The 23,521-nt window shown below is 55.5% G+C and carries 14 protein-coding genes and 2 tRNA genes; 6 read left to right on the top strand and 10 right to left on the bottom strand.

All coding sequences use genetic code 11. The features are described 5' to 3' along the window. Positions 1-37: 37 nt before the first annotated feature. Positions 38-113, top strand: a tRNA-Lys gene (locus JSS95_02750). 83 nt (positions 114-196) lie between these two features. Here JSS95_02750 and JSS95_02745 read toward each other — a convergent pair. Genes JSS95_02745 through JSS95_02725 form a run of 5 tightly spaced genes read right to left on the bottom strand, consistent with a single transcriptional unit; the run spans position 197 to position 8,921 of the window. Then, positions 197-1,465 (bottom strand): NarK/NasA family nitrate transporter, encoded by a 1,269-nt coding sequence (locus JSS95_02745; protein ID MBS1798723.1) that lies wholly within the window; start codon positions 1,463-1,465, stop codon positions 197-199. A 50-nt stretch (positions 1,466-1,515) separates the two neighbouring features. Continuing rightward, positions 1,516-3,729 (bottom strand): molybdopterin-dependent oxidoreductase, encoded by a 2,214-nt coding sequence (locus tag JSS95_02740; protein ID MBS1798722.1) that lies wholly within the window; start codon positions 3,727-3,729, stop codon positions 1,516-1,518. After that, on the bottom strand, positions 3,726-5,330 hold the full coding sequence (locus JSS95_02735) for a dimethyl sulfoxide reductase anchor subunit (GenBank protein ID MBS1798721.1): 1,605 nt from the start codon (positions 5,328-5,330) through the stop codon (positions 3,726-3,728). Before JSS95_02735 ends, JSS95_02740 begins: the two co-directional genes overlap by 4 nt. Before the next feature lie 28 nt (positions 5,331-5,358). Continuing rightward, complete coding sequence (locus tag JSS95_02730; protein ID MBS1798720.1) at positions 5,359-7,137, bottom strand: sulfite reductase flavoprotein subunit alpha; 1,779 nt, start codon at positions 7,135-7,137, stop codon at positions 5,359-5,361. Between the two features lie 2 nt (positions 7,138-7,139). Next, positions 7,140-8,921 carry a NirA family protein gene (locus JSS95_02725; GenBank protein ID MBS1798719.1) on the bottom strand — a complete coding sequence of 594 codons (1,782 nt, stop codon included), beginning with the start codon at positions 8,919-8,921 and terminating at the stop codon, positions 7,140-7,142. Between the two features lie 605 nt (positions 8,922-9,526). Between JSS95_02725 and JSS95_02720 the strand changes: the two genes are divergently transcribed. Continuing rightward, positions 9,527-10,360 carry a hypothetical protein gene (locus tag JSS95_02720; GenBank protein ID MBS1798718.1) on the top strand — a complete coding sequence of 278 codons (834 nt, stop codon included), beginning with the start codon at positions 9,527-9,529 and terminating at the stop codon, positions 10,358-10,360. 162 nt (positions 10,361-10,522) lie between these two features. Further along, entirely contained in the window at positions 10,523-12,172 is a 1,650-nt protein-coding gene (locus JSS95_02715; GenBank protein ID MBS1798717.1) for a uroporphyrinogen-III synthase, read from the top strand. 309 nt (positions 12,173-12,481) lie between these two features. Here JSS95_02715 and JSS95_02710 read toward each other — a convergent pair. Both JSS95_02710 and JSS95_02705 read right to left on the bottom strand, forming a co-directional pair. Then, positions 12,482-12,570, bottom strand: a tRNA-Leu gene (locus tag JSS95_02710). 635 nt (positions 12,571-13,205) lie between these two features. Next, positions 13,206-15,716, bottom strand: a complete 2,511-nt coding sequence (locus JSS95_02705; protein ID MBS1798716.1) for a transglycosylase SLT domain-containing protein — start codon at positions 15,714-15,716, stop codon at positions 13,206-13,208. Positions 15,717-15,798: 82 nt separating this feature from the next. On the opposite strand from JSS95_02705, the gene JSS95_02700 reads away from it, so the two are divergent. Then, a complete protein-coding gene (locus tag JSS95_02700; GenBank protein ID MBS1798715.1) occupies positions 15,799-16,425 on the top strand; it encodes a sigma-70 family RNA polymerase sigma factor in 627 nt (208 codons plus the stop codon). Further along, a complete protein-coding gene (locus JSS95_02695) occupies positions 16,422-16,667 on the top strand; it encodes a zf-HC2 domain-containing protein (GenBank protein MBS1798714.1) in 246 nt (81 codons plus the stop codon). Before JSS95_02700 ends, JSS95_02695 begins: the two co-directional genes overlap by 4 nt. Positions 16,668-16,788: 121 nt before the next feature. Here the strand turns inward: JSS95_02695 and JSS95_02690 are convergent, their stop codons facing one another. From JSS95_02690 to JSS95_02680, 3 genes are all read right to left on the bottom strand, one after another. After that, positions 16,789-17,478, bottom strand: a complete 690-nt coding sequence (locus tag JSS95_02690; protein MBS1798713.1) for a lipid-binding SYLF domain-containing protein — start codon at positions 17,476-17,478, stop codon at positions 16,789-16,791. 219 nt (positions 17,479-17,697) lie between these two features. After that, positions 17,698-18,417 carry an SDR family NAD(P)-dependent oxidoreductase gene (locus tag JSS95_02685; protein MBS1798712.1) on the bottom strand — a complete coding sequence of 240 codons (720 nt, stop codon included), beginning with the start codon at positions 18,415-18,417 and terminating at the stop codon, positions 17,698-17,700. Continuing rightward, positions 18,414-19,826, bottom strand: a complete 1,413-nt coding sequence (locus JSS95_02680) for a glycosyltransferase family 39 protein (protein MBS1798711.1) — start codon at positions 19,824-19,826, stop codon at positions 18,414-18,416. Before JSS95_02680 ends, JSS95_02685 begins: the two co-directional genes overlap by 4 nt. A 108-nt stretch (positions 19,827-19,934) precedes the next feature. Between JSS95_02680 and JSS95_02675 the strand changes: the two genes are divergently transcribed. Then, entirely contained in the window at positions 19,935-23,459 is a 3,525-nt protein-coding gene (locus JSS95_02675) for a glycosyltransferase (protein ID MBS1798710.1), read from the top strand. Positions 23,460-23,521 lie beyond the last annotated feature (62 nt).

Below are 23,521 nucleotides of genomic sequence, written 5' to 3'. Positions count from 1 at the left end.
AATCAGCGCTCCTCTTCCCCGAGGTTGCAACAGGCCTGGACGCGTAGCTCAACTGGCAGAGCATTCGACTCTTAATCGACAGGTTGAAGGTTCGATTCCTTCCGCGTCCACCATCTATTCAACATCATTGTTAGTGGTTGCCGTGCACAACTGTCCGTAACGGCAACCGGATAGGCGTACTTTCCTGCACTCGATGCTATAACTCAAGTGCAGGCAGGCCAGTGTCGCTCCCTAATGCCCCGGGCATCGACTCGGTGGCGTGAATACGAGCACGGCCTCCGGCGCCTGCCCATGTCCGAGTCCAGGTTTCTGAGACGACTCTCATCATCACAAGAACGCAGAGCGCAAAGATGGCATACACGAAAAAGCCAGCCGAATAGGAGCCTGTATGTTGCTTTGCCTGCCCGAGCAGGTTGGGGAGAATACCTCCGCCAAGTGCACCGATTTCACCGATCATGCCGCCGGCGACTGCCGTGGTCAGAGGCCAGCGAAGGGGCACAAGCTGGAATGTCGCTCCATTCCCTGCGCCAAGGGCTGCAAAGCACAACATAAATAGCAGCGTCGTCGCGACGAGAGAGGGAGATGCCAGAAATCCTAAAAAGCCCGCGATCGCGATAAGGAAGACTACGGACAGCGTTGTGATGCCGCCGAAACGATCGGCAAAGAACCCTCCTGCAACGCGTGTGAGGGAGCCGGTGAGAGTAGCGAGAACAGTGAGTGTACCGGCCTGAACTTTAGAGACATGAAACTGCGAGTAGTAGAACGATGGCAGAAATGTCGCCAGTCCGAGGAAGCCTCCAAAGGTGATGACATAGATGAAGTTGAAGGCCCACCCATCCTTTTCCCAGAGGCAGGAGAGGTGCTGACGGAGAGTTTGATGCTCCACATCGGGCGGCTCTTTGGCAAAGACGATCATCACGATCAACGGAAGCAGCATCGTAATTGCGGCAAAGCCATACACGTTATGCCAGCCATAGTGTTGGGCAAGTCTTGGAGCGAGCAAGGCTGCTAGGGCCGTTCCACTGTTCCCTGCCCCAGCGATCCCCATTGCGAGCCCTTTGTACTGTTTTGGGAACCATCCTGAACCAAGCGATAGCGCTACGCCGAAACTCGCTCCTGCGATTCCCAACAACACTCCCATGGCGAGGACGTCGTGAAATGTTCTAACGAACAGAAACCCGTATACGAGAGCAAGGGCGATAGCGGACATCTCGACGATAGCCGCGTTCTTACGCCCGATGTATTGTGAAAGAACGCCCAGCGGAAAGCGCATAAGCGCACCGGCAAGTGTCGGAATCGAAACCATCAGTCCGATCTGCGCAGGCGTAAGGTGAAACTGTTCGGAGATGAAGGGACCCATGGCTCCGTTGAGAACCCAGACCGCAAATGAAAAATCGAAGTAGAGAAATGCGCTGAATAACGTTGGCGGATGCCCTGACCTAAGGAATGCCTTGAAGTTTGACATGAGCTTGCAGTCTCCTTGTAGATTCTTTTGCTATGGGTTCAGAACGACAACTAGTGGCGCGCGGCAACCGTGCGCCGATTGCGGATCGGGGTGCGCTCGATGTTTACAGCACATTGCTTAAAATTCGGCTCGCGGGAGATCGGGTCGAACGCACCAAGCGTAACGATGTTTGAGTTGGTCTCAGCGAAATGAAAGGGCATGAACACCTGCCCCGGGGCGACGATACCCGTGATACGAAGCTCAAGGTCGGAGACAGCCCCCCGACGGCTGCGGATGGTCACGCGATCATGCGGCCTCAGGTTGAGCCGGTTCGCGTCGGCGGGATTCATCTCCAGCCATGCATTGGGGACCATGTCGTTCAGCAGCTCCACCTCTGCTGTCTTCGTTCGAGTGTGCCAATGCTCCACCGTGCGCCCTGTGTTAAGGATGAACTCGAAGTTGGTATCCGGCTGCTCCGCGAAGGGATCGCAGGGGACGCAGTGGATGCGCGCGCGTCCATCATCCGTAGCGAAGACGCCATCGCGATACAGTGACGGCCCGCCCCATTGCAAGCCATTTTCATCCTCGATTTGTTGCCACGTGAACTTCGAATAATCGCACATCCGTCCGGCAGAGACGCTTTGCCATTCGAGAAACGCATCATGCGTCGTGCTCCAGCCGGGGTAGAGTTCTTCTTTCACGCCAAGACGCGCTGCAATATCGAGAAAGATATCGAAGTCTGGACGCGCTTCTCCTGGTGGAGAGACAACCGCATTCACCTTCGAGACACGCCGCTCTGAATTGGTATACGTGCCCTCTTTTTCACCCCAGATGGCCGCAGGCAGGACGAGATGAGCGAATTCACTGGTCGGGGTGGGATGGAAGCCGTCCTGCACAACCAGAAACTCGACGGAGCGTAGAGCGTGTTCGAGTAGCTTGTAGTTTGGGAAGGATACTGCGGGATTGGTTGCGACAAACCAGAGAGCTTTAATGCGTCCCTGTACAGCAGCCTCAATAATGTCAGGATAGGCAAGGCCACGGCTCGACGGAATGCGATCCACATCAATGTTCCAGATACGTGCGAGGTCTGCTCTGTCTACGGCACTATCGAATTTACGATAACCGGGTAACGACGCTGTAAAACCCGACTCGCGCGTACCCATGGCGTTGCATTGCCCCGTAATCGAGAAAGGCGCAGCGCCTGTGCGACCGATGTTTCCTGTAATGAGCGCAAGGTTATTGATCGCTGCGACCGTGACGGACCCCTGGGTTGAATGATTGACTCCCATCGTCCAACCGATAAACGCTGCACGCGCTCGCCCGTATAACAAAGCGACTTCAATAAGCCGCGTTTCCTCAAGTCCTGTGACGGAAGCTACGTAGGATGGTGTAAAGGTCGAGACGAACTCAGCAAACTCTTGAAATCCGGTTGTGTGTTGCCGGATGTAATCGTGGTCGATGATATCTTCGCGAATAAGAATATGAGCGATGCCATTGAGCAGCGCTATGTCGGACCGTGGCTTGATTGCCAGGTGAATGTCCGACATCATCGCCGTTTTTGTAACGCGTGGATCAACGACAATCAATGTGCGAGGCTTCGTTCCTGGAGATGCTCGATCGACACGATGGCAGAGGATAGGGTGGTTGTCTGCAATGTTCGCGCCTATAAGCAGTATGACATCGGCCAACTGCATATCTGCGTAAGACCCCGGTGGACCGTCAGAGCCAAAGGACAACTTATATCCGGAGACAGCTGAAGCCATGCAGAGAGTGGTGTTGCCATCGTTGTTCCGCGTCCGAAAACCGAGTTGAACCAGCTTACCCAGCGTGTAGCACTCTTCAGTCAATAGCTGGCCGGTGCCGACGACGCCAAGGGATTCGTTGTCATAACGCTCCTGAATCTGTCGTATGCGAGTAACCATGGTGTCGAGCGCTTCGTCCCACGACACCGGCGTCAACACTCCGTCTTTACGCAGCAGAGGCTGGCGCGCACGACCAGGTGCATCGAGGATGTGGTGCTCCGAAAGGCCTTTCGGGCAGAGTTTACCTGCATTCACCGGATGATCATGGTTGCCTCGCACGGCAACTGCCTTGTTGTCCCGAACACCAACAAGCATTCCGCAGCCCACCGAACAATAACCGCAGGTGGTCTTCACCCACCGTTCCGCTACCCGCGACTCAGAGATGTAGCCATAGACGGGATCCTGAGCGTAAGCATATTTCTCCGCCTGAGTGTCAATCCCTATAAGCCGCTTAGCCCTTTTGAGTATCGAAGTTCCGCTCATACATGTACCTGCCTGACGAAGGTTAGGGCCATGTTGAGTGGAACGACGGAGACGAAAAAGAGATAGCGCGACGTGACAACGCCTGCGAACGCCGCCGACAAAGCAAATATGGGCTGACCAACCAGCATCATCAAAACTGCAAGGCCAATAAACGCAAAGCCGACCAGGAATGTCCCACGCAAGCTGTGGGTGTTGAGCAACGCCGCTGACGCTCGCCGCTCATAAATTCCAGACTTATAGAGACCGATCGCGCGAACAATTTGATTCGCCATCCATAGCCCAGAGGTAAGGATCAGCGGCCAAATGGAGGCTTCACGGAACTCGCTGATCGAAGAAGTTGAATTGAAAAGCGGGAGTCGATGAATAGCAAGAGTAATTTGATTGAGCACAGGCGCCGCAGCACAACCAAGAACAGCGGAACTCAGTAGAAAATCGATCGGCGTGTGCTGCATATTCCAGGCTGGCCGAGCAGGAACAAGATAGATACGTGCGCTCGCCAGTATGCCTGCTGCACCCAGAATTGGCGTGATGTTTTGCAGTAGCCGTAGTACGACCTGCAGCGGATAAGAAACATGTATCGCCGTAAGCCATGCAACGGCTGTGAGAGACGCGAGCGCAGCAAAGAACAGTCCGAAGAGGAGTACTTCTCGCGAGAGCCAGGAGCGTCTCCACATTTTGAGAGCGCGCCAGGCGTATGCCGGACGTCCCAGATGAAGGACGGAGACGTTTAACGTGAATGCAGTGAGCGCAAGAATACCCGTCAACGCAGCCGGATCGGTCTGGCGCGAGAGCAGAGCTGCGGCAAGAGTTCCAGCGGATAGCTGAATTAGAGACGTCATCCAGACAAGGGACCAATGTGGATGCTCGGCGCGCAACGTCTCGATATCGACTCTCTCAAGGGTTGCAGCCGTATCGGGCGGCAAAGTAATGCGCGTGGTGGAGATCGTATGTCCAGCATCGGGCATGCCGGGCGCGTTTGCCGCGGCGTAGTCGCTGCGCCATTCGAGCTGATCCACAATCTCAATTTCAATTGCATTTTCGGGACACGAATTGACGCATGCCGGCTCAAGACCAGAGGTCAACCGGCCGTGGCACATATCGCATTTGCCAACAATGCCGCGTTCGGGATTGAACTGAGGCACTGAGTACGGGCAGTTCCACACGCAATACTGGCAGCCGATGCAGGCTTCAGCAGAGTGGAGCACGATTCCGGTGATCGGGTCTTTCTTATAAGCATCGACAGGGCAGCCGCGCACGCAGTCCGCCGAGAGGCAGTGATTGCACCCCATGGAAAGATAGTGGCGGTTGGTATCTGGCCATGTACCGCCTTCTATCTCACCGATGCGCCGCCAGCGTAAGCTTGCGGGATTGCCGTTCTGTTCGTTGCACGCAATCTCGCACGACCGGCAACCAATACATTTCGTCATGTCGAAATGAAAACGGTACTGTTCACCCGGCAATAGCGCGCGATCGGGGATGAGAGATGTTCTATTCTCAGAACCGCTTTTCCCCGACGGAAAGAACTCAACCCCATTCTCCGTCAGACGCACGATCGGGCTCATGGCATCGGAGCTTGCGAGTTCGTGGAGTGGAAGTGACATAGTCTCCTCACTGATGAGGCTTGCGCTTTTAGTAGACGTCGCGGTTATAACGGTGCTCGTCTTTCATCTGCTGGACATATTCGTTGGCCGCATCCAGACTCATACCGCCTTGGGATTGAATGACCTCGTGAAGAGCGGCATCGACATCCTTCGCCATACGCGATGCGTCTCCGCAGACATAAACACTTGCTCCATCCTGTAGCCAACGGAACAGTTCCTTCTCTTGCTCACGCATGCGGTCCTGCACATAGATCTTGCGTTCCTGGTCGCGTGAAAAAGCCAGATCCAGATGCGTCAGGTGGCCATCGCTGCGCATCGATTCCAGTTCGTCGCAATAAAGAAAATCAGTAGCGACAGAGCGCTCGCCGAAGAACAGCCAGTTTTTACCTACGTGACCCAACGCTCGGCGCTCATGAAGAAAGGAGCGAAATGGGGCGACTCCGGTCCCCGGGCCGATCATGATGATCGAAGCATTTGAGTCAGACGGAAGACGGAAGCGCCTATTAGGGTGGATGTATACCGGAAGCGTCTCGCCGGTTCCGGTTCTGTCAGCAAGGAGTGTTGAGCAGACGCCACCACGCTCACGGTTGTGAGAACGATAGCGTACAACCGACACCGTTGTATGTATCTCACCAGCATGCGCAGATGGACTGGATGAGATGGAATACAGACGCGGAGCAAGACGAGGTAACATCGCGACGAGATCTGCTGGATCGCGAAGCACACCTGGGTAATCATGCAGAAGGTCGATCAGGCCCCGGTCGTAGGTGTACTTTTCGAGATGCGCCTGCTGTTCGGGAACGAGGAGCCCGAACAGATGTTGGCAGTCGCCGATGGTCGCATAAGACTCGATCATCTTGCGAGTCAATCGAGTGATTTGAAGATGATTGAGAAGCGCATCGAACAACGTCGTCGAGCCACCTTTCGGAAGCGGCACGGAGACTGTATTGCTGAAATTAAGCGTGTGGAGCAGCTCATCAACGAGGCGTCGATCATTTTGCGCGATCACTCCGCAGGCGTCTCCTGCCTCATACCGGACATTTGAACCGCCAATGTCGAAAGCAATGTGAAGAGTCAGCTTGCTCGAGACATCGCTGGTGAGCGGCCGCTTTTCGATGAGCGGCGCAATGTAGGGGTTTTCGCGAGTGTGTACCGAGGCCTCCTCAAGCCCGGATCGCGCCTGGGACGCGCTGGCTATTGAAGTCGATGGAGCGGAGCGTGCGGGGCCAACGGAGACAACATCGTCCAGGCTTTCGAAGAGCGCCGACTTCCAGCGTGCAAAGCTCTCGTCGAGATCGACATCGCAGTCGACGCGCTCACAGATGCGCGTTCCGGCCAGGGCTGCCAGTTTATTGTCGAGATCGATACCAAACTTGCAGAAGTGCTCATAGTTGGAATCGCCCAGGGCCAACACCGCAAAGGAGAGGTTCTCGCAACAGGGGAAGTGCTGGAGACATAGTTGCTCATAAAACGGGCGCACTGCGTCTGGAGCTTCGCCGTCACCGTAGGTGCTCGCAATGAAGATTGCATACCTTTCCGTAAGCAACGTGGCGGGAGTATAGCCCTCAAGTGAGGTGAGCGATGCTACGTGCCCATTGGCTTTCAGTTCTTTCGCTATCTTGCGGGCAAGCCCCTCCGCCGTTCCCGACTGCGACGCATAGAGAACCGCAATCTTCAGTGAGCGGGGTGGATCTGCCGCGGGGCGAACAGGCGCATTGGCGAAGATGCCTGCAAGAAAGCCGTTGAGCCAATTCCGTTGTTCCGGTGAAAAAGGGGCGTTATCAGGAATGAATGGGATGGCTGACATATCTAAGCGATCTCCCGATTGCAGAACGATTGCAGTGTGGTGATGTCGTAGCGCCGCGTGAACTGGAGAAATGTCTCGTTGGATGTTCGATGCAAGACGTATTGAGAAAACAGGTTATCCAGTTTCGGCTTCAGATCGGTAAACCGAATGGAAGAGATCAGCTCACGGCCGATCCCCTGATCGCCGTCTGCTCCGCCGCCAATGATGACCTGGTATCCTTCTTCGCCCGAGACCTTTATGCCCATCAAACCTATGTCGCCGATGTAATGCTGTGCGCAGGAATGAGAACACCCGGTAACGTGAAGATTGACTGGTTGATCGAGCATAGGAAAGCGCTCATCCAGATGCCTGGCAAGCAACACGGCATGACTCTTTGTATCTGCCGCTGCGAAACGGCATCCCTGGTTTCCTGTACAGGCAACGGTTCCACTCAACACGGTTGTCGCCTCGTAGCTTAGTCCTGTATCGACAAGGGCTTGTCTGGCTGCATCCAACTGCCCCGCAGTAATGTTTGGGATGATCACGTTCTGCCATACGGTCAGGCGAAGTTCACCCGTGCCGAAGCGTTCCGCAATATCTGCAAGCGAGCGCACCTGCGTAGCAGGAAGGTGACCGACAGGAACACACACGCCCATGTAGTGCAATCCGGATTGCGATTGAGTATGAATCCCGAGATGGGCTGTGCGATGTATGGTGTGGCGCGGTTCGCACTCCGAAGCTTCAACCCGGATGAGTGGGAAAGCGAGATTGCTCTCCGTCTCTTCGATAAATCGATCAACGCCCCACTGATCTACCAGATATTTGAGCCGGGCTTTCTTACGATCAGTACGATCTCCATGTCGCACGAATACCCGCACCATTGCGGCAGCTACGGCCACTGTCTCTTCAGGCCTCAGCAGCAATCCGCAATCGGTGGCGAATTGGCGATGGCCCGTGATGCCACACAGCATTACGCGGAAATAAACCCCAGCCGGAACGCTGCGACCTTCTACGACACGCACGGCCATGAAGCCGATATCGTTGGTGTCGGCAAGCGTTGAGATTGACCCGCCGTTGTCGAATGCGATATTGAACTTCCTTGGCAGGTCGTACATCTCAGGGGTGTTTGTGATGTAAGACTGCATGGCTTCCGCCAAGGGAGCGACATCGATCAGCTCATGAGGATCAAGCCCCGTCAAAGGCGAGGCTGTGACGTTGCGGATATTGTCTGCGCCAGATCCGTGCGAGGTCAGGCCAAGGGTCTGAACTCGGTTTAAGACCCGGACAATGTCCCTGGGCTTAAACTCGCGAATCTGAAGATTGCTGCGTGTCGTGAGATCGACGCGGCCAGAGCCGTAACTCTCGGTGAGCTGCGCAAGACCGCGAAGTTGATGCGCATAGAGAATTCCTCCCGGAACTCTGAGCCGGAGCATAAAAGAGTCCTGCGCGGGAGCAACGTGGAACAGCCCAAGATACTTGAGACGGAAGCGATCATCGTCAGATGGAGGCTGGTTCCGGTTGCTGTATTCAAGAACCTTGTCCCATATTGCGAAGGGATCCTGCTCGTACTTCCAACGCTCTTCTCTGGCAAGGTCAGAGACCGGTGTTCCGAACCAGCAAGGCTCGGCCTCCACCGCCGCCAGGTTAGGCAGACAGGAAGCGGCGTCCGCCGTAATGAGCCCATTCGAGGTGTGACCAGCGAATGGATTGAACCCGCGTTGTGCTACCGAGGTAAAGAAGCCCTGAAGGTATTCTTTCTGTTCAGCGGTAAACTCGCTCGGATTGACCGTTACACTGTCACCCATGACCGACTCCTTGAGAGGTTTGCTCAAGCCCGCGTCTGCTGGCGGAGCAATCAATCAACAGCGCGCTGTGTTTTGGAAACAACAGTGCGTAGACCAGAAAGCATCACGGCGTAAAGCCGCACTTTGGCAATCAGGGCTCTTCAAGGAGCTTGTAGATAATTTGTCGAGGTTTTGAGCTGCCGGCACACAACAGGAGGTGCGCCGCTGCTTCAGGTTAGCGCCGTCGGTGGCGTTGGATTGATAGTAGCGACAAATCGGCGACACTGCAAGTAAAAATCAATCTCTCCGTAAAAGGAGCTTGCTAGAAGCCGTCAGCCGTGGCACGATACAACAACTTCTCTTCACAATTTTGACACCTTGATGTGTCATGAGACGCGGCGCGTGGCCCAGTACCCACCACCTGTGGGCGGACTCTGTCGCTCAATCGACATTCTCTTTTTGCAGATAGCAGCAATCCACACGTGCGGACTACGCCCATGGCGAGAGCAATGGTTCCCCGCGAAACCAACGCTATGGCGTGCGCATAGGGCAAAACGCATCGCTCTAAAGTGATCTGCTGCAGTCGCATGCAAAAGAGAACCTCTCAAATATCTCGGGAGAACACAATGACGAAAACGGCAGTTAAGCTCACTCTATTTTTGTGGATTGCGCATTCGTTTGCTTCCGCTCAGACAGGCTTCTTCAAGACATGGGAGGACCGCGTGCGTGCAACCTCAGCAAGACAACCGGCGTGGCCGGTGCCAGTAGTCGCTCCGTCGTCCGTGATTGTGCAGCTTGCTCGCGCCGATTTCGTGCACCAATACACCTCGACACGTACTGAGACCTGGAATTATGGCAACGGCAAAGGAATCAATCTGATCCCCTTTGCGCGAACCGAGTTCGACATCAATCTACCCGCCTATATTCAGCACAACACGCCGAAGGTTAAAGACGGTACGGGTGATTTCTCAGTCGTTGCAAAGTACAGAATGTTTGCCAGAAGTGAGGGCGGCAGCTATTCCACGGCAGTACAGATGGCGTTCTCTGTCCCGACAGGAGCCTATAAAAATGGTACAGCCGTTTCGACGATTACACCCACCGTTATAGGAGGGAAAGGATTCGGAAAGCTCGCCGTTCAATCTGCAATTGGCGGAGTTTTGCCAACCAGCTCTGTACCTGCAATCGGGCGAACCATTCTGTGGAACAGCGTCGCGCAATACAAGGTTGGGAGATATCTCTGGCCAGAGTTGGAGGCCAATGCAAGTTTCTTCCACGGCGGCCCTAACGACGGAAGAAATCAGGTCTTCCTGACGCCGGGCTTGATTGTCAGCAAGATCAAGCTACGCAAGGATCCGAAAGACAGACTCGGACTAGTCTTAGGCACAGGCATGCAGATTGCGACCTCTCGATACCATAGCTATAACCACAGCCTGATTCTTACTGGACGTCTTACATTTTAGGTAATTGCATTCGTGGACCAGCGGCCAAGTGAGGTTTGGCTTGGCTCTGTAGCCATCTCGCGGCTAGAATCAAACTAGCTCCTACCGACATAGCTCCACGTCGAGCGTTTGCCGCCGAAGGCACGGCAGGAAGTACCCCGATCACACTTGACTGGAGGAAGCGTGGCTCATGCAAGCTTCAAAGGACTCCGTGTACTTTCGTTGGAGTCTCGCCGTGCGAAAGAGGTCGAAAAGCTGATTCGCACCTACGGCGGCGAAGCGATCGTCGTGCCAGCCATGCGTGAGATTGGTCTGGACTCGAATGAGGAGACCATCGAATTTGCCAATAGATTGATACGCGGCGAGTTCGGTCTCGTCGTCTTTCTGACGGGCGTCGGCGTTCGTGCCATGGTTGAAATCGCACAGACACGCGTCGGCAAGGATGAATTCCTCCAGGCTCTGCGCAAAGTTAAGATTGCTGCGAGAGGAGCGAAACCAACAACAGCTCTTCGTGAATTGAAGATTCCAGTTCATGCCATCTCTGAGGATCCCAGCACCTGGCGCGAACTATTGCACGCGATCAACACGACATTTAGTGAAGCGCTAAGCACCATGAAAGTCGCTGTGCAGGAGTACGGTGCTTCCAATCCAGAGTTTCTCGCCGAACTCAATAATCGCTGCGAAGAATTGGTGAAGGTTCCTGTCTATCAATGGACCCTTCCTGAAGATCTTCAACCGCTGCGCGAATCGATCATGGGCCTGATCAATGGCATGGTGGATGTCGTCCTGTTTATGACGGCAGTACAAGTGATTCATCTGTTCCAGATAGCCGAGCAGATGGGAGTAGCGCCTCAACTACGAGAGGCCCTGCAATCAACTGTCGTGCTCTCCATAGGACCAACGACCTCTGAGGAACTGGCGCATTATGGCATTCAACCGGACTTTGAACCCTCGCGTCCAAAGATGGGATTCTTGGTCAATGAGGCGGCTCAATATTCCCGTCGCCTGCTTGAGGAGAAACGAAATAAGAAAATTGAAGGAGTCCTCTCCGACACTCTCGACACTCTCGACACTGAAGATATCGACGCGCCCAAAAAAGTCCGACGCGTGGCGGCCTCAACTCCCACCATGGCCGGGTTTCGCGATGGCCTCAAACAAATCGACTTTCTTCACGAAATCAGTAGCCGCATTGCAGCAGCGGATTCGCTTCACCTGGTGCTTGACCGGATCGTGTCCTTTATATCGAACGTAATTCCCTGTGATTCCTGCTTTATCTATGTCCTCGAAGGAGAGAGTCTTGTCATGCGCGCTTCAAAAAACCCGCACGCAGATCTTGTAGACCAGGTTGGAATCCAGATAGGTCAGGGCGTTACGGGATGGGTTGCCAAATATAGACAGCCTGTCGCTCTTGCCTCCGGCGCATCGAACGATCCTCGCTTCAAGGCATTTAAAAACATCCCCGAAGACCATTTTGAAGCGATGCTGTGTAGCCCGATCATATGCGCCGGTAGAGTGGTTGGCGTTATCAACCTGCAACACAGGCTATCGTACAAGCACACGACACACGAGGTAAGGTTGTTGTCGACCCTTGGCTATCTTGTTGGAGCGGAGATTGAACGCGCTCGTCTGGAAACGGAGAACTCACAACTCGCCAATCGGCTTGAGACACGCAAAGCAGTTGATCGAGCGAAAAGCGTGTTGCAGCGAGACCTGTCGCTCAGCGAAGACGAGGCCTACCAGATGATGCACAAGGAAAGCCGTCAGCGTAGAAAATCGATGCGAGAGATTGCCGACGCAATTCTGCTCTCAGAAGAATTGCGCCGTGCCAAATGATGCGCAGGTGCGGCAAATTGAAGCCATGCATACTTTTGACTTTTCGCGGATAGTGGGCATGGTTCTGCCAAGGCACAAGGGCCCATGTCATGGCTCTACGACCGCGAACCGGCGCGCCTCAGCGCAGCCTTGACTCCGGCCCGGCCTCGGCTACCCTCTGGGTATCCGGGGATGTCATCAACCTCCAATGCGTTCTTGGCTGTCGAAAACGGCGGGGCCCTGTAGAAACCAACACCCATCAAACAGCCACCAAGCAATTTTAGCCTCTCAAATTTCGAGAGGCTAAATCGACATAACTCTTTTATTTTGTGGTGCCCGGAGGGGGACTTGAACCCCCACGACCGGTTAAGGTCTGCGGATTTTAAGTCCGCTGTGTCTGCCGATTTCACCATCCGGGCAAGTATGCTCTTGAGCGTTTTCGCTATCTTTCATGCTAACGCATTGCTCCGGTCTGTTGAGGTACGGCGGACCGCTACGAGTCACGCTGCGGCTCATCAACTCGGTTTGCGGTAACAGATTGTCTTATCGGAGAGGTAATACTCAGCTGAGCAAGTCTCCGATCCGCAGATCATCGTCTCCAGTCCAGCGCATTGTTGACGCGTAATCAACCCCAGCGAGCCGCATTTTGGACATGCAAGTACAGCCCAGTACGGGTTGTCCGCGTTTCCAATACCTCCGGCCTGTTCCAGGAGAAACAGCGTACCCGGCTCCATCTGCTCCGGGATCCACTCTTCGAGAAGACTCAACTCAGCGACCATAGATACCCTTTCAGAGACTGCGCATTCCTACGGGATGACTTCGTTCGCGTTCAGGCGTGTGTATATGCGCCAAGGCACTGCGATTTGCTACACCTACAGCCCTCCTTGTGGAGGGGAAGAACGGCTGCACTACTTATGGTGCACAGCATATCCGATTTGAGCGGCGTGTCAACTGTGCTTTTTGGGAAGCTCCGAGATTGGTTCCAAGAGAAATGATGGGGACCACTGAGCAACCTGCTCACATCAACCCTCGGGAATGTCTCTATGACATCCGCTTACCGTCCACCATAGAGGGTCCGGTAAATCTGCTGGTTGCGCAAGATCGCCTGAACGTACTCGCGCGTCTCGGTATACGGAATCGATTCGACGTACTCGGCGATGTCCTGATATTCCCCTGAGGACATCCACTGCCGCACCGGAACGTCACCAGCGTTGTAGGCAGCGAGCGCGTACTCCTGCTGACCGCTGTAACGATCAAGCACCTGGCGCAGATTCAGCGTTCCCAGGCGGAGATTGATGGAAGGGTTAAGCAGCTGGCCAGTGCTGAATCCCTTGATTCCCTGCTTGTGGGCCAGAGACTTGCCTACCGACGGCAGAAGCTGCATCAGGCCATACGCGTTGGCATGACTGACCGCACCGGCGTTGAACTCCGACTCCTGACGTATGAGCGAAGCGACCAGGTATGGGTCGAGGCTATTCTTTTCAGCATTGGCCGTCAGTTCACTCCAGTAAGGACGCGGAAAGAGTATCTGCCAGTAAGCTGTAGGAACCTGGTTGAGAGGAATGGCAAAGAACGAGATGCCGCTCTTCTTCATTGACTGGAGAGCACGGGTCGTCTCGCCGAAGGAGTTGTAAATCTGCGCCTGAGCGAGCGCACCCCATTCGCCGGCAGTTGGGCTGGCCTGAATCTCCGGCCCGATGTACTCGTTCAGCGCGGCGTTCGCCAGCAGACGTGCCTTGATGAGATGAGGTTCATTCTCGGGTAGCTCCCCGATGAGCGGAGGAACCTCCACCTGGCGAACCGAAGCAAGGACCTCTGATGGCGCGACGGCGGGGGCCTGAGTTCCAATGATCGCAAGACGCTTGCGGGCAAGTCCGCCGTAGTAGTAGTTCACATAGGCAGATGAAAGAGCGCGGTAGTAGTTTGCCGCCTGGCCAAGATTGTGTTCCTGGTTCTCGTAGATGCGCGCGCGCCAGTAGAGTGCCGAGGGGGCTTCGATTCCTGCGGCATAACGGACGACCTGCTCGTCCATCAGGCGCGCTGCCTGGGCATAGTTCCTCAGACGGTAGTTCATCCACGCAGCACGCCAGTGGGCCGAGGGCGCGTATGAACTGGTGGGGAACAACTGCACCAGCAGTTCGTAGTGATAGATCGCACGCTCTGAATCGTGCTTGAGCAGATACATGTTGCCGCCGGAGTAGAGCGCCTCTTCGAGCCAGCGGCTGGTTGGAAAACGTTTCACCATCTGGCTGATGATGGCGGTGTGCTCATCCTCCTTCTTCTCGCTGCGAGAGATCTCCGCCAGCATATAGAGCTTGGCTGCGGCTGTGTCGTCGGCCGTCTCCGGCAGACGCTCAACTTCGCGGCGCCCAATGCGCTTGAGCTTCATTTCGCAAACCGCGGAGTAGATTGCCAACGCATCCCGGTCTGCCTGAGAGAGACTCTGGTCGTTACGTGCGATGGAGTGATATTCCTGCGCGGCTTCGCTATAACGCCGAGCATTGAAAAGCTGGTCTGCATGCGCTTTTAGCTCCGCGGCATTCAAAGGAACGGACATGGCATCCAACTGAGCGCGTGACTGCGATGCTTCCGTGCTTAGCGGAAACTTTGCATAGATACTGCGGTAGATTGGAGCAGCATGTCCTGCGTCTCCCGCAAACTGGTAGGCACGGCCGAGCATGTATCGGAAGTCGCTGTGGCCGCCAATCTGTGTGCTGGCCAGTGGCTGCAATACGGCGAGCGCTCCCAGTGGATTGTTTTGCTGGATATAAGCCGAGGCAAGAAGAACTGGAGCATTCGCAACGAAGATACTGTCGGGGTGGCGTTGGGCGAAGCGGTCGAGCAAAGCGTAGGCATCGGATCCACGGTTCGCAGCGAGTGCCGCCTGCGCGCCAAGATAGTCGGCGTAGTCGTCGAGCGCCGTGCCGCTTGCCTTTGCCTGCCGGAAGGCCGACTGCGCTTCGGTGTAGCGGCGATCAAGCATGTAGGCATGACCGATGGCGAGCCATGCGGCGGCAGCGCCTTCTCCTGGATGCGAGCTGGCATAGGACTGCACTCCAGCGTAGGCGGCCGCCGAACGCGTGCCGGCAAGTTGCTGCGCCATCGGCCGAAGTTGCTCAGATGCGCGAAAAGCGCTCGTCAAACGGATACTTTGCGGGGTAGGCTTTGGTGCCCTTCTCGCTCTCGATGCCGCTGTCCTTTTTCCCGCAGCCTTCGAGTGACTGGCAACAGACTTCTCTTTCGCCGAGTGCGACGATGTCTTGGCCGATGTCTTGGCCGCCGGCTTCCTTGTCTTTGAGGAAGACCTGGCTGGCGCAGAGGGCTGTTTGCCTTCAACGCCGACCGAAAGCGCACCGGTTACGAAACAACCAAGCAGAGTAATCTTCAGAAAACCAGTACAGCCCTTCAATATCGCCTCGCTTTGCGGCAGACCCACTCTTCCACTGTAAGCTGCATCTCTCAGCCTGATGGTTGGACTCTGCAAGATGGAATCCGGACAGGTACATCGGTCATCCGAATGGCACGCCTGTCTGGAAACGGCATTTTGCAGGAGTGCTTCCGACATTTACTATGGACAAAGCGCTGCATCATGACCGCGAAGTTGAGCGGACCAGACTCAGCGCCCAGATTTGCGCACCTTTTTGCTCATGCCAGCCATCCAATCTCCAGGAACGGAAGAGGTCCATCCAGACGTAGCGCTTGTAGCGCGCGCCAAGGAGGGCGATACAGCTGCTTTCGAGCAGTTGGTTCGTCAGTACGAGCGCCAGATCTTCCGGGTAGCACAGCATATTACGCAAAACCGTGAAGACGCCGAAGACATCACGCAGGACACATTCCTCAAGGCCTACGAGAAGCTGGAGCAGTTTCAGGGAAACTCCAAATTCTCGACCTGGCTCGTCCGCATTGCCGTCAACGAGAGCCTTATGCGGCTGCGCAAGCGCAAGACAAGCAAAACCGTCTCCATGGACGAGGACGTCCAGACGGAAGAGGGATCCATTCCACGGGACTTCGCGGAATGGCGGCCCAACCCCGAACAGATCTACGACCAGAACGAGCTTGGGAACATTCTGCGGAAGACCATCCAGGGGCTCCCTCCCGGCTTCCGGACCGTCTTTACGCTTCGTGATATTGAAAACCTCTCCACGGAAGAGACTGCGGAGGCACTCGGCTTGAGCGTGCCTGCGGTCAAATCGCGCCTGTTGCGCGCTCGCTTACAATTGCGCGAGCGGCTCAGCAGGTACTTCGGGCAACGTAAGGAGGGGCAACCCGCATGAACTGCACAGATTTTCTCAGTCAGCTAACGGACTACTTCGACGGCCAGATAAGCCCTGAGCTCCTGGCCGAGGTTCGTACACATCTGGGCGAGTGCGATCATTGCAAGATTGTCCTGAATACAACCCGTCAAACGATCGAAGTGTATCGTGGCAACGAAATCTATGAAGTCTCCGATGAACTTCGTGAAAGATTGCATTCGGCAATCATGACGAAATGTATCGCAGCCCGGAAACGAGCCTGATCGCCTCTCCACAAACTGTTCCAGAAGCCCTTTCCTGCTGAAGAAAGGGCTTCAACGTTTAAGAGAGGTTCCCCTCCATCGTTGAAGCCCTAATGATCTTAATTGGACTGCAATAACTTTATTACTGCGCGTGATGAGGCGTGATCTTGGTCAATTCAGCCAGCAGACCACGAGCAGAGGCTGGGGCCTTGACTGCACCGCCAAATACAATCTGCTGGGCCGTCAGGTCTTTGCCATAAAGGGCCTTATTGGCGCCATCGTCCGAACGCAGGGTTGAGCCTGAGAGTGAGATCCCGGCAAAGAGGCCCTGGGCACGCGACCAGGAGAGAATCTCCGCCTTCATCACGATATCCGTCTCTGCGCTGGCATTGCGTCCTACCGGGCCGGCGGCAGCCGAAGCATCGGCGCCGAGCTTGACCTTGCTGGACATGACCGAGCGGGCTCCCTTGTCATTCATCACGAGAAGAACGAAGTCAGTGGCCTGGCCGCCGATCTGGAAGCCAAAGCTGGCGCCTTCAAGAGCAAACATAGCAGGCGCGCTCCAGGGACCATTGTAGTTTTTGCCGGTCCTGCACGTAATGACACCGCGACCGTAGCTTCCGCCGACGACAAAGGCCGCCTTTTTCACAGACGGGAAGACAATCACGCAGGCCGATTTATCCAGCAGATCGTGCGGAATGCCTTTGTCCGGCATCTCGATGATGTCCTTCAGCACCAGTCCGGACTCCTTGATACGATCATTTTCCTTCTGCTGCGCTACCAGTGGAGCGGCCAGCAGCAGACACATCGACAAAACAGCCATTTTCTTCATCTTGCTCTCCTTGAACTTACGAATGTCAATTCTCCAAGGGCCTGATCTCAACTCCGGCTTCTGAGACCGGCTGCCGGAACCCGAACTTTATACACCAAGGCATACGACGTTCCCGCTGTCCGCGCAGTTGCTTGAAGTTACACCAAAATCAAAGATTTAAGTCCACTGAAACAGCTGGATGCCTCAAATTTCAGGCTGCGTTCTCGTCACGAAGAAGCGTCAGTAATTTCCATAGACTGGGACCGATGCTCCGTGAATCACACGAGCGGCATCACTGGCCAGGAAGAGAATGACGCGTGCGATCTCCACTGGCTTGGGCCATTTATCAAAGGGAGCGCCGGGCATGGCCCTTCGGTTCGCCGCGGTATCGATAATGCTAGGCAAAATGGAATTGACGCGAACCCCAGTCCCCTGCGCATCTGCTGCCAGGCAATCCATCATTGCCACGGCTGCCGCCTTTGAAGCCGCATAGGCTGCGGCACCCGCAGCGTGGTCAAATGCCGCCTTTGCGCCAACGTTGATAAATACCCCATTCCCGTGCCCCAGCATCGCAGGCATAGTGGCCCGCGCCAATGCAAAGCCAGACCGAAGATTCAGATCCAGCATCTTGTCAAAGACCATCGAATCGGTCTCCCACAACTTCAATCCACCTGCATATCCGCCAACCGTATTGACGACCACATCGATACGGCCATGTCTCTTTAAAATTTCTGAAGCAAGCGTAGCAACAGCCTGTTCATCGGTAATATCGACCTGGGTTCCTTCCAGTCTGCCGGACTCGACTCCAGCAGCCAGCTTGAGCTCGTCAAACTCTTCGGGCCGGCGATAGGTCACGACGACCTTTGCTGCTTCTGCCAAGAATGCGAGGCTCACAGAACGGCCAAGTCCGCCCGTCCCTCCTGCTACAAAAACCACTTTGCCAGATAGATCGACATTCATTGCGCCTCCTCCGGATAATTCAACTCTTTGGCCTGCACCCTCTGACTGAAGATAGCGCCAGCCCACAGTTCGAGCAGCGGAAAAAACTCGAGCGTGTAGCGTGGCTCCGAGTTGTCGAGCGTGAGCAGCAGTGCACATCTGAACAGAACAAATGCAACCATTGCCCAGGCCAAGGCGCCCTCGCCACCCCAACGAGCCCTCCTCCAGAGCCACAGACCGACTCCCCCCAGAACGATATATCCAAGATTCAGTGCCGCATAGGCCCCGGCCAGCGCTGTTTTGCCGGGATGCTTGTCCCATTGCCACCACTCAAGTCCAACCTCCATCATCTCGGTACGCGGCCGCAGCATCATATTGAGAAGGCGTGCAACCGGCAGGGCCACGTAATACCGGACCGGATTGTCTGCGATACGCTCTTCGGCCAGTGCCCCAAATCCTCGATCGAGAGCATCGGTAGCATTGTTGTCCTTGTTGTAAGTGGCCAGCAGAGCGGCTGTACGCACGTACTGGCTCTCCGTATCGAAGGCACGCTCGGGCACCTTGGCGATATCCACCTCGTCGGAGTCCCAGTTCCAGTAGACGTTCTCGGTCGATGCAAAATCGATTGCCCAGGTTTTGAACCAGCGTTGAAAGCCACGCGGGACAGGTTCGCCGGGATCGGTCGCGTAACGTGGTGCTAGAGGCTCAAGGACGTGAAAGGTCCGCCAGTTGCGCACCGTCCACGGAGCCAAAGGCAGAATGACACACAGCGCCGCTACAAGAACGGGAACGGAATGTAGTACTTCAAGCCGCCGCCCACGGATGGCAATCCAGAGCATCGCCGGAATGATGGCTGCGGCCAGCAACCCCTGCTCTGGGCGCAGTAAGACTGCATAGGCCATGGCCGCTGAGGTTATCCAAAGCCAGCGGTTCCAGCGCGAATCTGCTTTGCTCCAACGGTATAGCCCGTTAAAAGCCAATGCAATGCAGGCAAGGCTCAGCGTCTCGGTAAGAGGCGCAGCAACATAGTTGGCAGTAAAGGGGCAAAGCACACTCAACCACAACACCGAAAGTCCTGCACGACCGCCGAACAATCTTCGTGCAAGATCTGCAAGCAACACACAGGTGACAAGGTCAATGACGCACTGCACCAGCATGACCTGGGTGTAGCGGTCAGGACCAAAGACTTTGAAGCAGAGCGCCAGGAACATCGGATAACCCGGCAGCCGGATGAGCGTCGGGACTGGGTTCGGACCGGAGTGGGCAAATCCATAGACTCCATATTGCATCCAGTTTTTGGCGATATCGCCATACAGAAGTGTGTCGCCCGCAATGCGCGCTGCATTGCCGATAAATGCCAGCCGCAGGACCAAACCCAGGCCCAGGGCCAGCCAAATTTGTACACGCGACCTGGCCTGCAAGTTGATCATGTAGCAGCATCATAACCGCCTTACAGGTTCACAAGTTGATTCGTTGACGCCACCGCCGAGGGTGCATAGGATGGCTGTAGACGTTCGCTCGGCTGGAACGTACCCCCAATGAGCAAACAGATCTTCTTCGATCCTCAGAGAAAGCGTTGGAAACGTCTCCGGATCGTCTTTGACATGCTTGCGCTTTGCGGACTGTTATTGGGCACTATTTTCCTGGTTGGGCTGATTCGTACGCGGCCGCTGCCAGAGCTTTTGCTGGAATCGCAGAAACGCAACTATCGTACCCTGGCTAACCAGCAGACGCAGAAGAGCCAGAAGCTTCGTCGTTCAGCCCATCGCAAGACGGACACCAAGCCCTCCGACGTTCCCTTAAACTCCGGCGAAGGCTTGCGCGCGGCCTATTACGTCGAAGACGATCCGGCCAGCTACTCTTCGTTGCGCCAGCACATCAGCCAGATCGACATCCTCTTTCCGGAGTGGCTGCACGTTGTCACCCCCAACGGCAATCTGACGTCCTATACGATCGACAACCGGCCTTACAGCGTCGTCAATGGCAGCCACATCCAGCCTGTTGATCGCGACGGCAAGGTCGCGGCAACGATCGCCGCCAACCACGTCAACCTCGACCTACTGCCACTGGTCAACAACTACGACCCGACCAAAGGCCTCTTCATGCCCGAGATCGGTGACTTTCTACTCAACGATGCTGCTCGGGCCAACTTCCTTCGTCAGACAGACGCCTTTCTAGCGGCGAACCCCAGCTACCGCGGGCTTTCGCTGGATTTTGAAGCCATACCAACCAACGCGCAGCCTGGCTTTCGAGCTTTAGTCCAAGAGATCTACAACGACTTTCATCCTCGCAATCTGCGCTTGTACATCAATGTCCCCGTCCGCGACGATGACTTTGATCTGAAGTTCCTCGCCGACCACTCCGACGGCCTGCTGCTGATGAACTACGACGAACACGAGACCGATAGCGGCCCAGGGCCTATCGCCTCGCAGGACTGGTTTATCGACAACCTGAAGGCGGCGCTGAAGACTGTCCCCAAAGAAAAACTAATCTGCGCCATCGGCAGTTATGGATACGACTGGACGACCACCCTTCCAGTACCGGCGAAGAAGGGGCAGAAACGTCAGTCGGCAAGGGTTCTCTCTTCCGTCAATCTTTCCACGCAGGAAGCCTGGCAGGAGGCTTACGACTCCGATTCGCAGATCGATCTCGACGACGACACGCTCAACGCGCACTTTGCCTATGACGACGAGGACGCTCATGTCCGCCATTACGTCTGGTTCCTTGACGCAGTGACTGTGCTCAATCAGATGCGTGCAGCCCGCGAGCTTGGCATTCAAACGTATGCCCTATGGAGACTCGGCCAGGAAGACAACTCGCTTTGGAAGGTTTGGGATAGCCCGCTCCGAGCCGACCCCAATAAAGACCTTGCCCATGTGGAGCCGGGCTACGACGTCGATACAGAAGGTGAAGGCGATATTCTTCGCGTAACACGTAAGCCCCAGAGCGGGGACCGCGACGTCACCATGGATGACGACGACTCCGTTCCACAGCACTACCGCATGATTCTGCAGGAGTCGATGCACTCCTACCCGCTTTCTTACACCGTGACGCAGTATGGCTATCACCCGAAGAAGGTCGCTTTGAGCTTCGACGATGGCCCAGACCCTGTCTGGACGCCACGCATTCTCGATGTTCTAAAGAAATACAACGTCAAAGGTGCCTTCTTCATGATCGGGGAAGAGGCTGAAAAATACGTTGGCACCATGCAGCGCGTCTACCGCGAGGGCCATGAGATCGGCAATCACAGCTTTACGCATCCTGATATCAGCGAAATCTCCAATGCTCAGGCCGATCTCCAACTCAATCTAACGGAGCGGCTGTTCGCTTCGAAACTCGGAGTTCAACCGCTCTACTTCCGTCCGCCCTACTCGATCGACCAGGAGCCTGACACTAACGACCAGGCCGCCCCTGTCGACCGAATTCAAAGCCTCGGCTACGTCATCGTCGGCAACAAGATCGATACAAACGACTGGGACGAAAATCCTCGCAAGACACCGAAAGAGATCACCGATAGCGTCTTCGAACAGATCTCGGCAATGGAGAAGAAGCCCTGGATGCGGGGCTCAATTATTCTTCTTCATGACGGCGGGGGCGACCGTTCCGCTACGGTAGCGGCCCTTCCCGTACTGATCCAGTCTTTGCGCGAACAAGGCTATGAGATTGTTCCTATCTCAGAGCTGGTAGGCAAGACTCGCGCCGAAGTGATGCCGGCCCTCACCCCACATCAACGCTGGCAGGCTCGTGCCGACTCTGTCGCTTTCTTCCTCTTCGGCTTCTTCAACAACTTCGTCGTCGGCGTCTTCTTTGTTGGCGATATCCTGATGAGCGCTCGACTCATCATCATCGGCGTCTTCGCCCTGATCGACCGGCTGCGCACACGGAAAAACTTTGCAACACCCGAGTACGCTCCGCGTATCGCCGTGCTGATTCCCGCTTACAACGAAGAAAAGGTCATTGTCCGCACCGTGCGTTCCGTGATGATGTCGAACTATAAGAACATCCGCATCATCGTCATCGACGATGGCTCAAAGGACCGCACACTCGAGGTCGTTCGCGAAGCATACCCGGCCGATATTGCTTCAGGCCGACTTACCGTACTGACAAAGCCAAATGCCGGCAAAGCCGAGGCCCTCAACTTTGCCCTGAACCATACCAACGAAGAGATCTACATCGGCATCGATGCCGACGGCGTGATCGCGCACGACGCTATTACGCGGCTGGTGCCTCACTTTGCCAACCCCAAAATCGGCGCTGTTGCCGGTAACGCAAAGGTTGGCAACCGCGTCAACCTGTGGACGCGCTGGCAGGCGCTGGAGTACATCACCAGCCAGAACTTCGAGCGCCGGGCGCTGGACTTGTTCGACGTTGTCATGGTTGTACCCGGAGCAATCGGCGCATGGCGCACCTCCGCCGTTCGCGCAGGCGATGGCTACCACCCCGATACGGTCGCCGAGGATGCCGATCTCACCATGAATATCCTCGAGCAGGGCTACTCGGTGATCTATGAAGATCAGGCGCTCGCCTTCACCGAAGCTCCCGTCGACATGAACGGCTTGATGCGGCAGCGCTTCCGTTGGTCTTTTGGAATTCTGCAGGCCATCTTCAAGCATCGAGGAGCAGTCAGAAAGCATCGCGCCATGGGCTTGTTCGCGCTGCCCAATATCCTCATATTCCAGATACTGCTTCCACTCGTCTCGCCCTTGATCGATCTGATGTTTGTCGCCGGCGTCCTGCACTACTTCATCGACAAACATTTTCATCCAGAATCAGCTTCCGTGGACAGCTTCCACAAATTACTGATCTTCTTCGCGGCCTTCCTGGTCATAGACTTCCTCACGTCCGCTCTCGCCTTTGCGCTTGAGAGGAAACATCCCGCCAGCCGCGGTGACGCATGGCTGCTGGTCCACATCTGGATTCAACGCTTCAGCTATCGCCAGGTCTTTTCGATCGTGCTCTTCAAAACATTGAAGCGCGCCATCGACGGCAAACCCTTCAACTGGGACAAGCTGGAACGCACGGCGAAAATGTCGAAACAGGCCGAAGCTCTGACAGGGCAGTAATCAATACGGATTGCATCAACGAAAGGAAACGGCCTGCGAATCGTCGCAGGCCGTTTCTTTGA

Source organism: Acidobacteriota bacterium (assembly GCA_018268895.1).
Lineage (GTDB): Bacteria > Acidobacteriota > Terriglobia > Terriglobales > Acidobacteriaceae > Edaphobacter.
Note: the sequence above shows the minus strand (reverse complement) of the source record. Positions and strands in the feature narration are given on the sequence as shown.

Excerpts from the sequence above, each read along its gene's own strand:
- JSS95_02730 (MBS1798720.1), bottom strand. The coding sequence starts at position 7,137 with ATGTCAGCCATCCCATTCATTCCTGATAACGCCCCTTTTTCACCGGAA.
- JSS95_02745 (MBS1798723.1), bottom strand. The coding sequence starts at position 1,465 with ATGTCAAACTTCAAGGCATTCCTTAGGTCAGGGCATCCGCCAACGTTA.
- JSS95_02680 (MBS1798711.1), bottom strand. The coding sequence starts at position 19,826 with ATGATCAACTTGCAGGCCAGGTCGCGTGTACAAATTTGGCTGGCCCTG.
- JSS95_02695 (MBS1798714.1), top strand. The coding sequence starts at position 16,422 with ATGAACTGCACAGATTTTCTCAGTCAGCTAACGGACTACTTCGACGGC.
- JSS95_02675 (MBS1798710.1), top strand. The coding sequence starts at position 19,935 with ATGAGCAAACAGATCTTCTTCGATCCTCAGAGAAAGCGTTGGAAACGT.
- JSS95_02725 (MBS1798719.1), bottom strand. The coding sequence starts at position 8,921 with ATGGGTGACAGTGTAACGGTCAATCCGAGCGAGTTTACCGCTGAACAG.
- JSS95_02735 (MBS1798721.1), bottom strand. The coding sequence starts at position 5,330 with ATGTCACTTCCACTCCACGAACTCGCAAGCTCCGATGCCATGAGCCCG.
- JSS95_02740 (MBS1798722.1), bottom strand. The coding sequence starts at position 3,729 with ATGAGCGGAACTTCGATACTCAAAAGGGCTAAGCGGCTTATAGGGATT.
- JSS95_02720 (MBS1798718.1), top strand. The coding sequence starts at position 9,527 with ATGACGAAAACGGCAGTTAAGCTCACTCTATTTTTGTGGATTGCGCAT.
- JSS95_02685 (MBS1798712.1), bottom strand. The coding sequence starts at position 18,417 with ATGAATGTCGATCTATCTGGCAAAGTGGTTTTTGTAGCAGGAGGGACG.
- JSS95_02690 (MBS1798713.1), bottom strand. The coding sequence starts at position 17,478 with ATGAAGAAAATGGCTGTTTTGTCGATGTGTCTGCTGCTGGCCGCTCCA.
- JSS95_02700 (MBS1798715.1), top strand. The coding sequence starts at position 15,799 with ATGCCAGCCATCCAATCTCCAGGAACGGAAGAGGTCCATCCAGACGTA.
- JSS95_02705 (MBS1798716.1), bottom strand. The coding sequence starts at position 15,716 with ATGTCGGAAGCACTCCTGCAAAATGCCGTTTCCAGACAGGCGTGCCAT.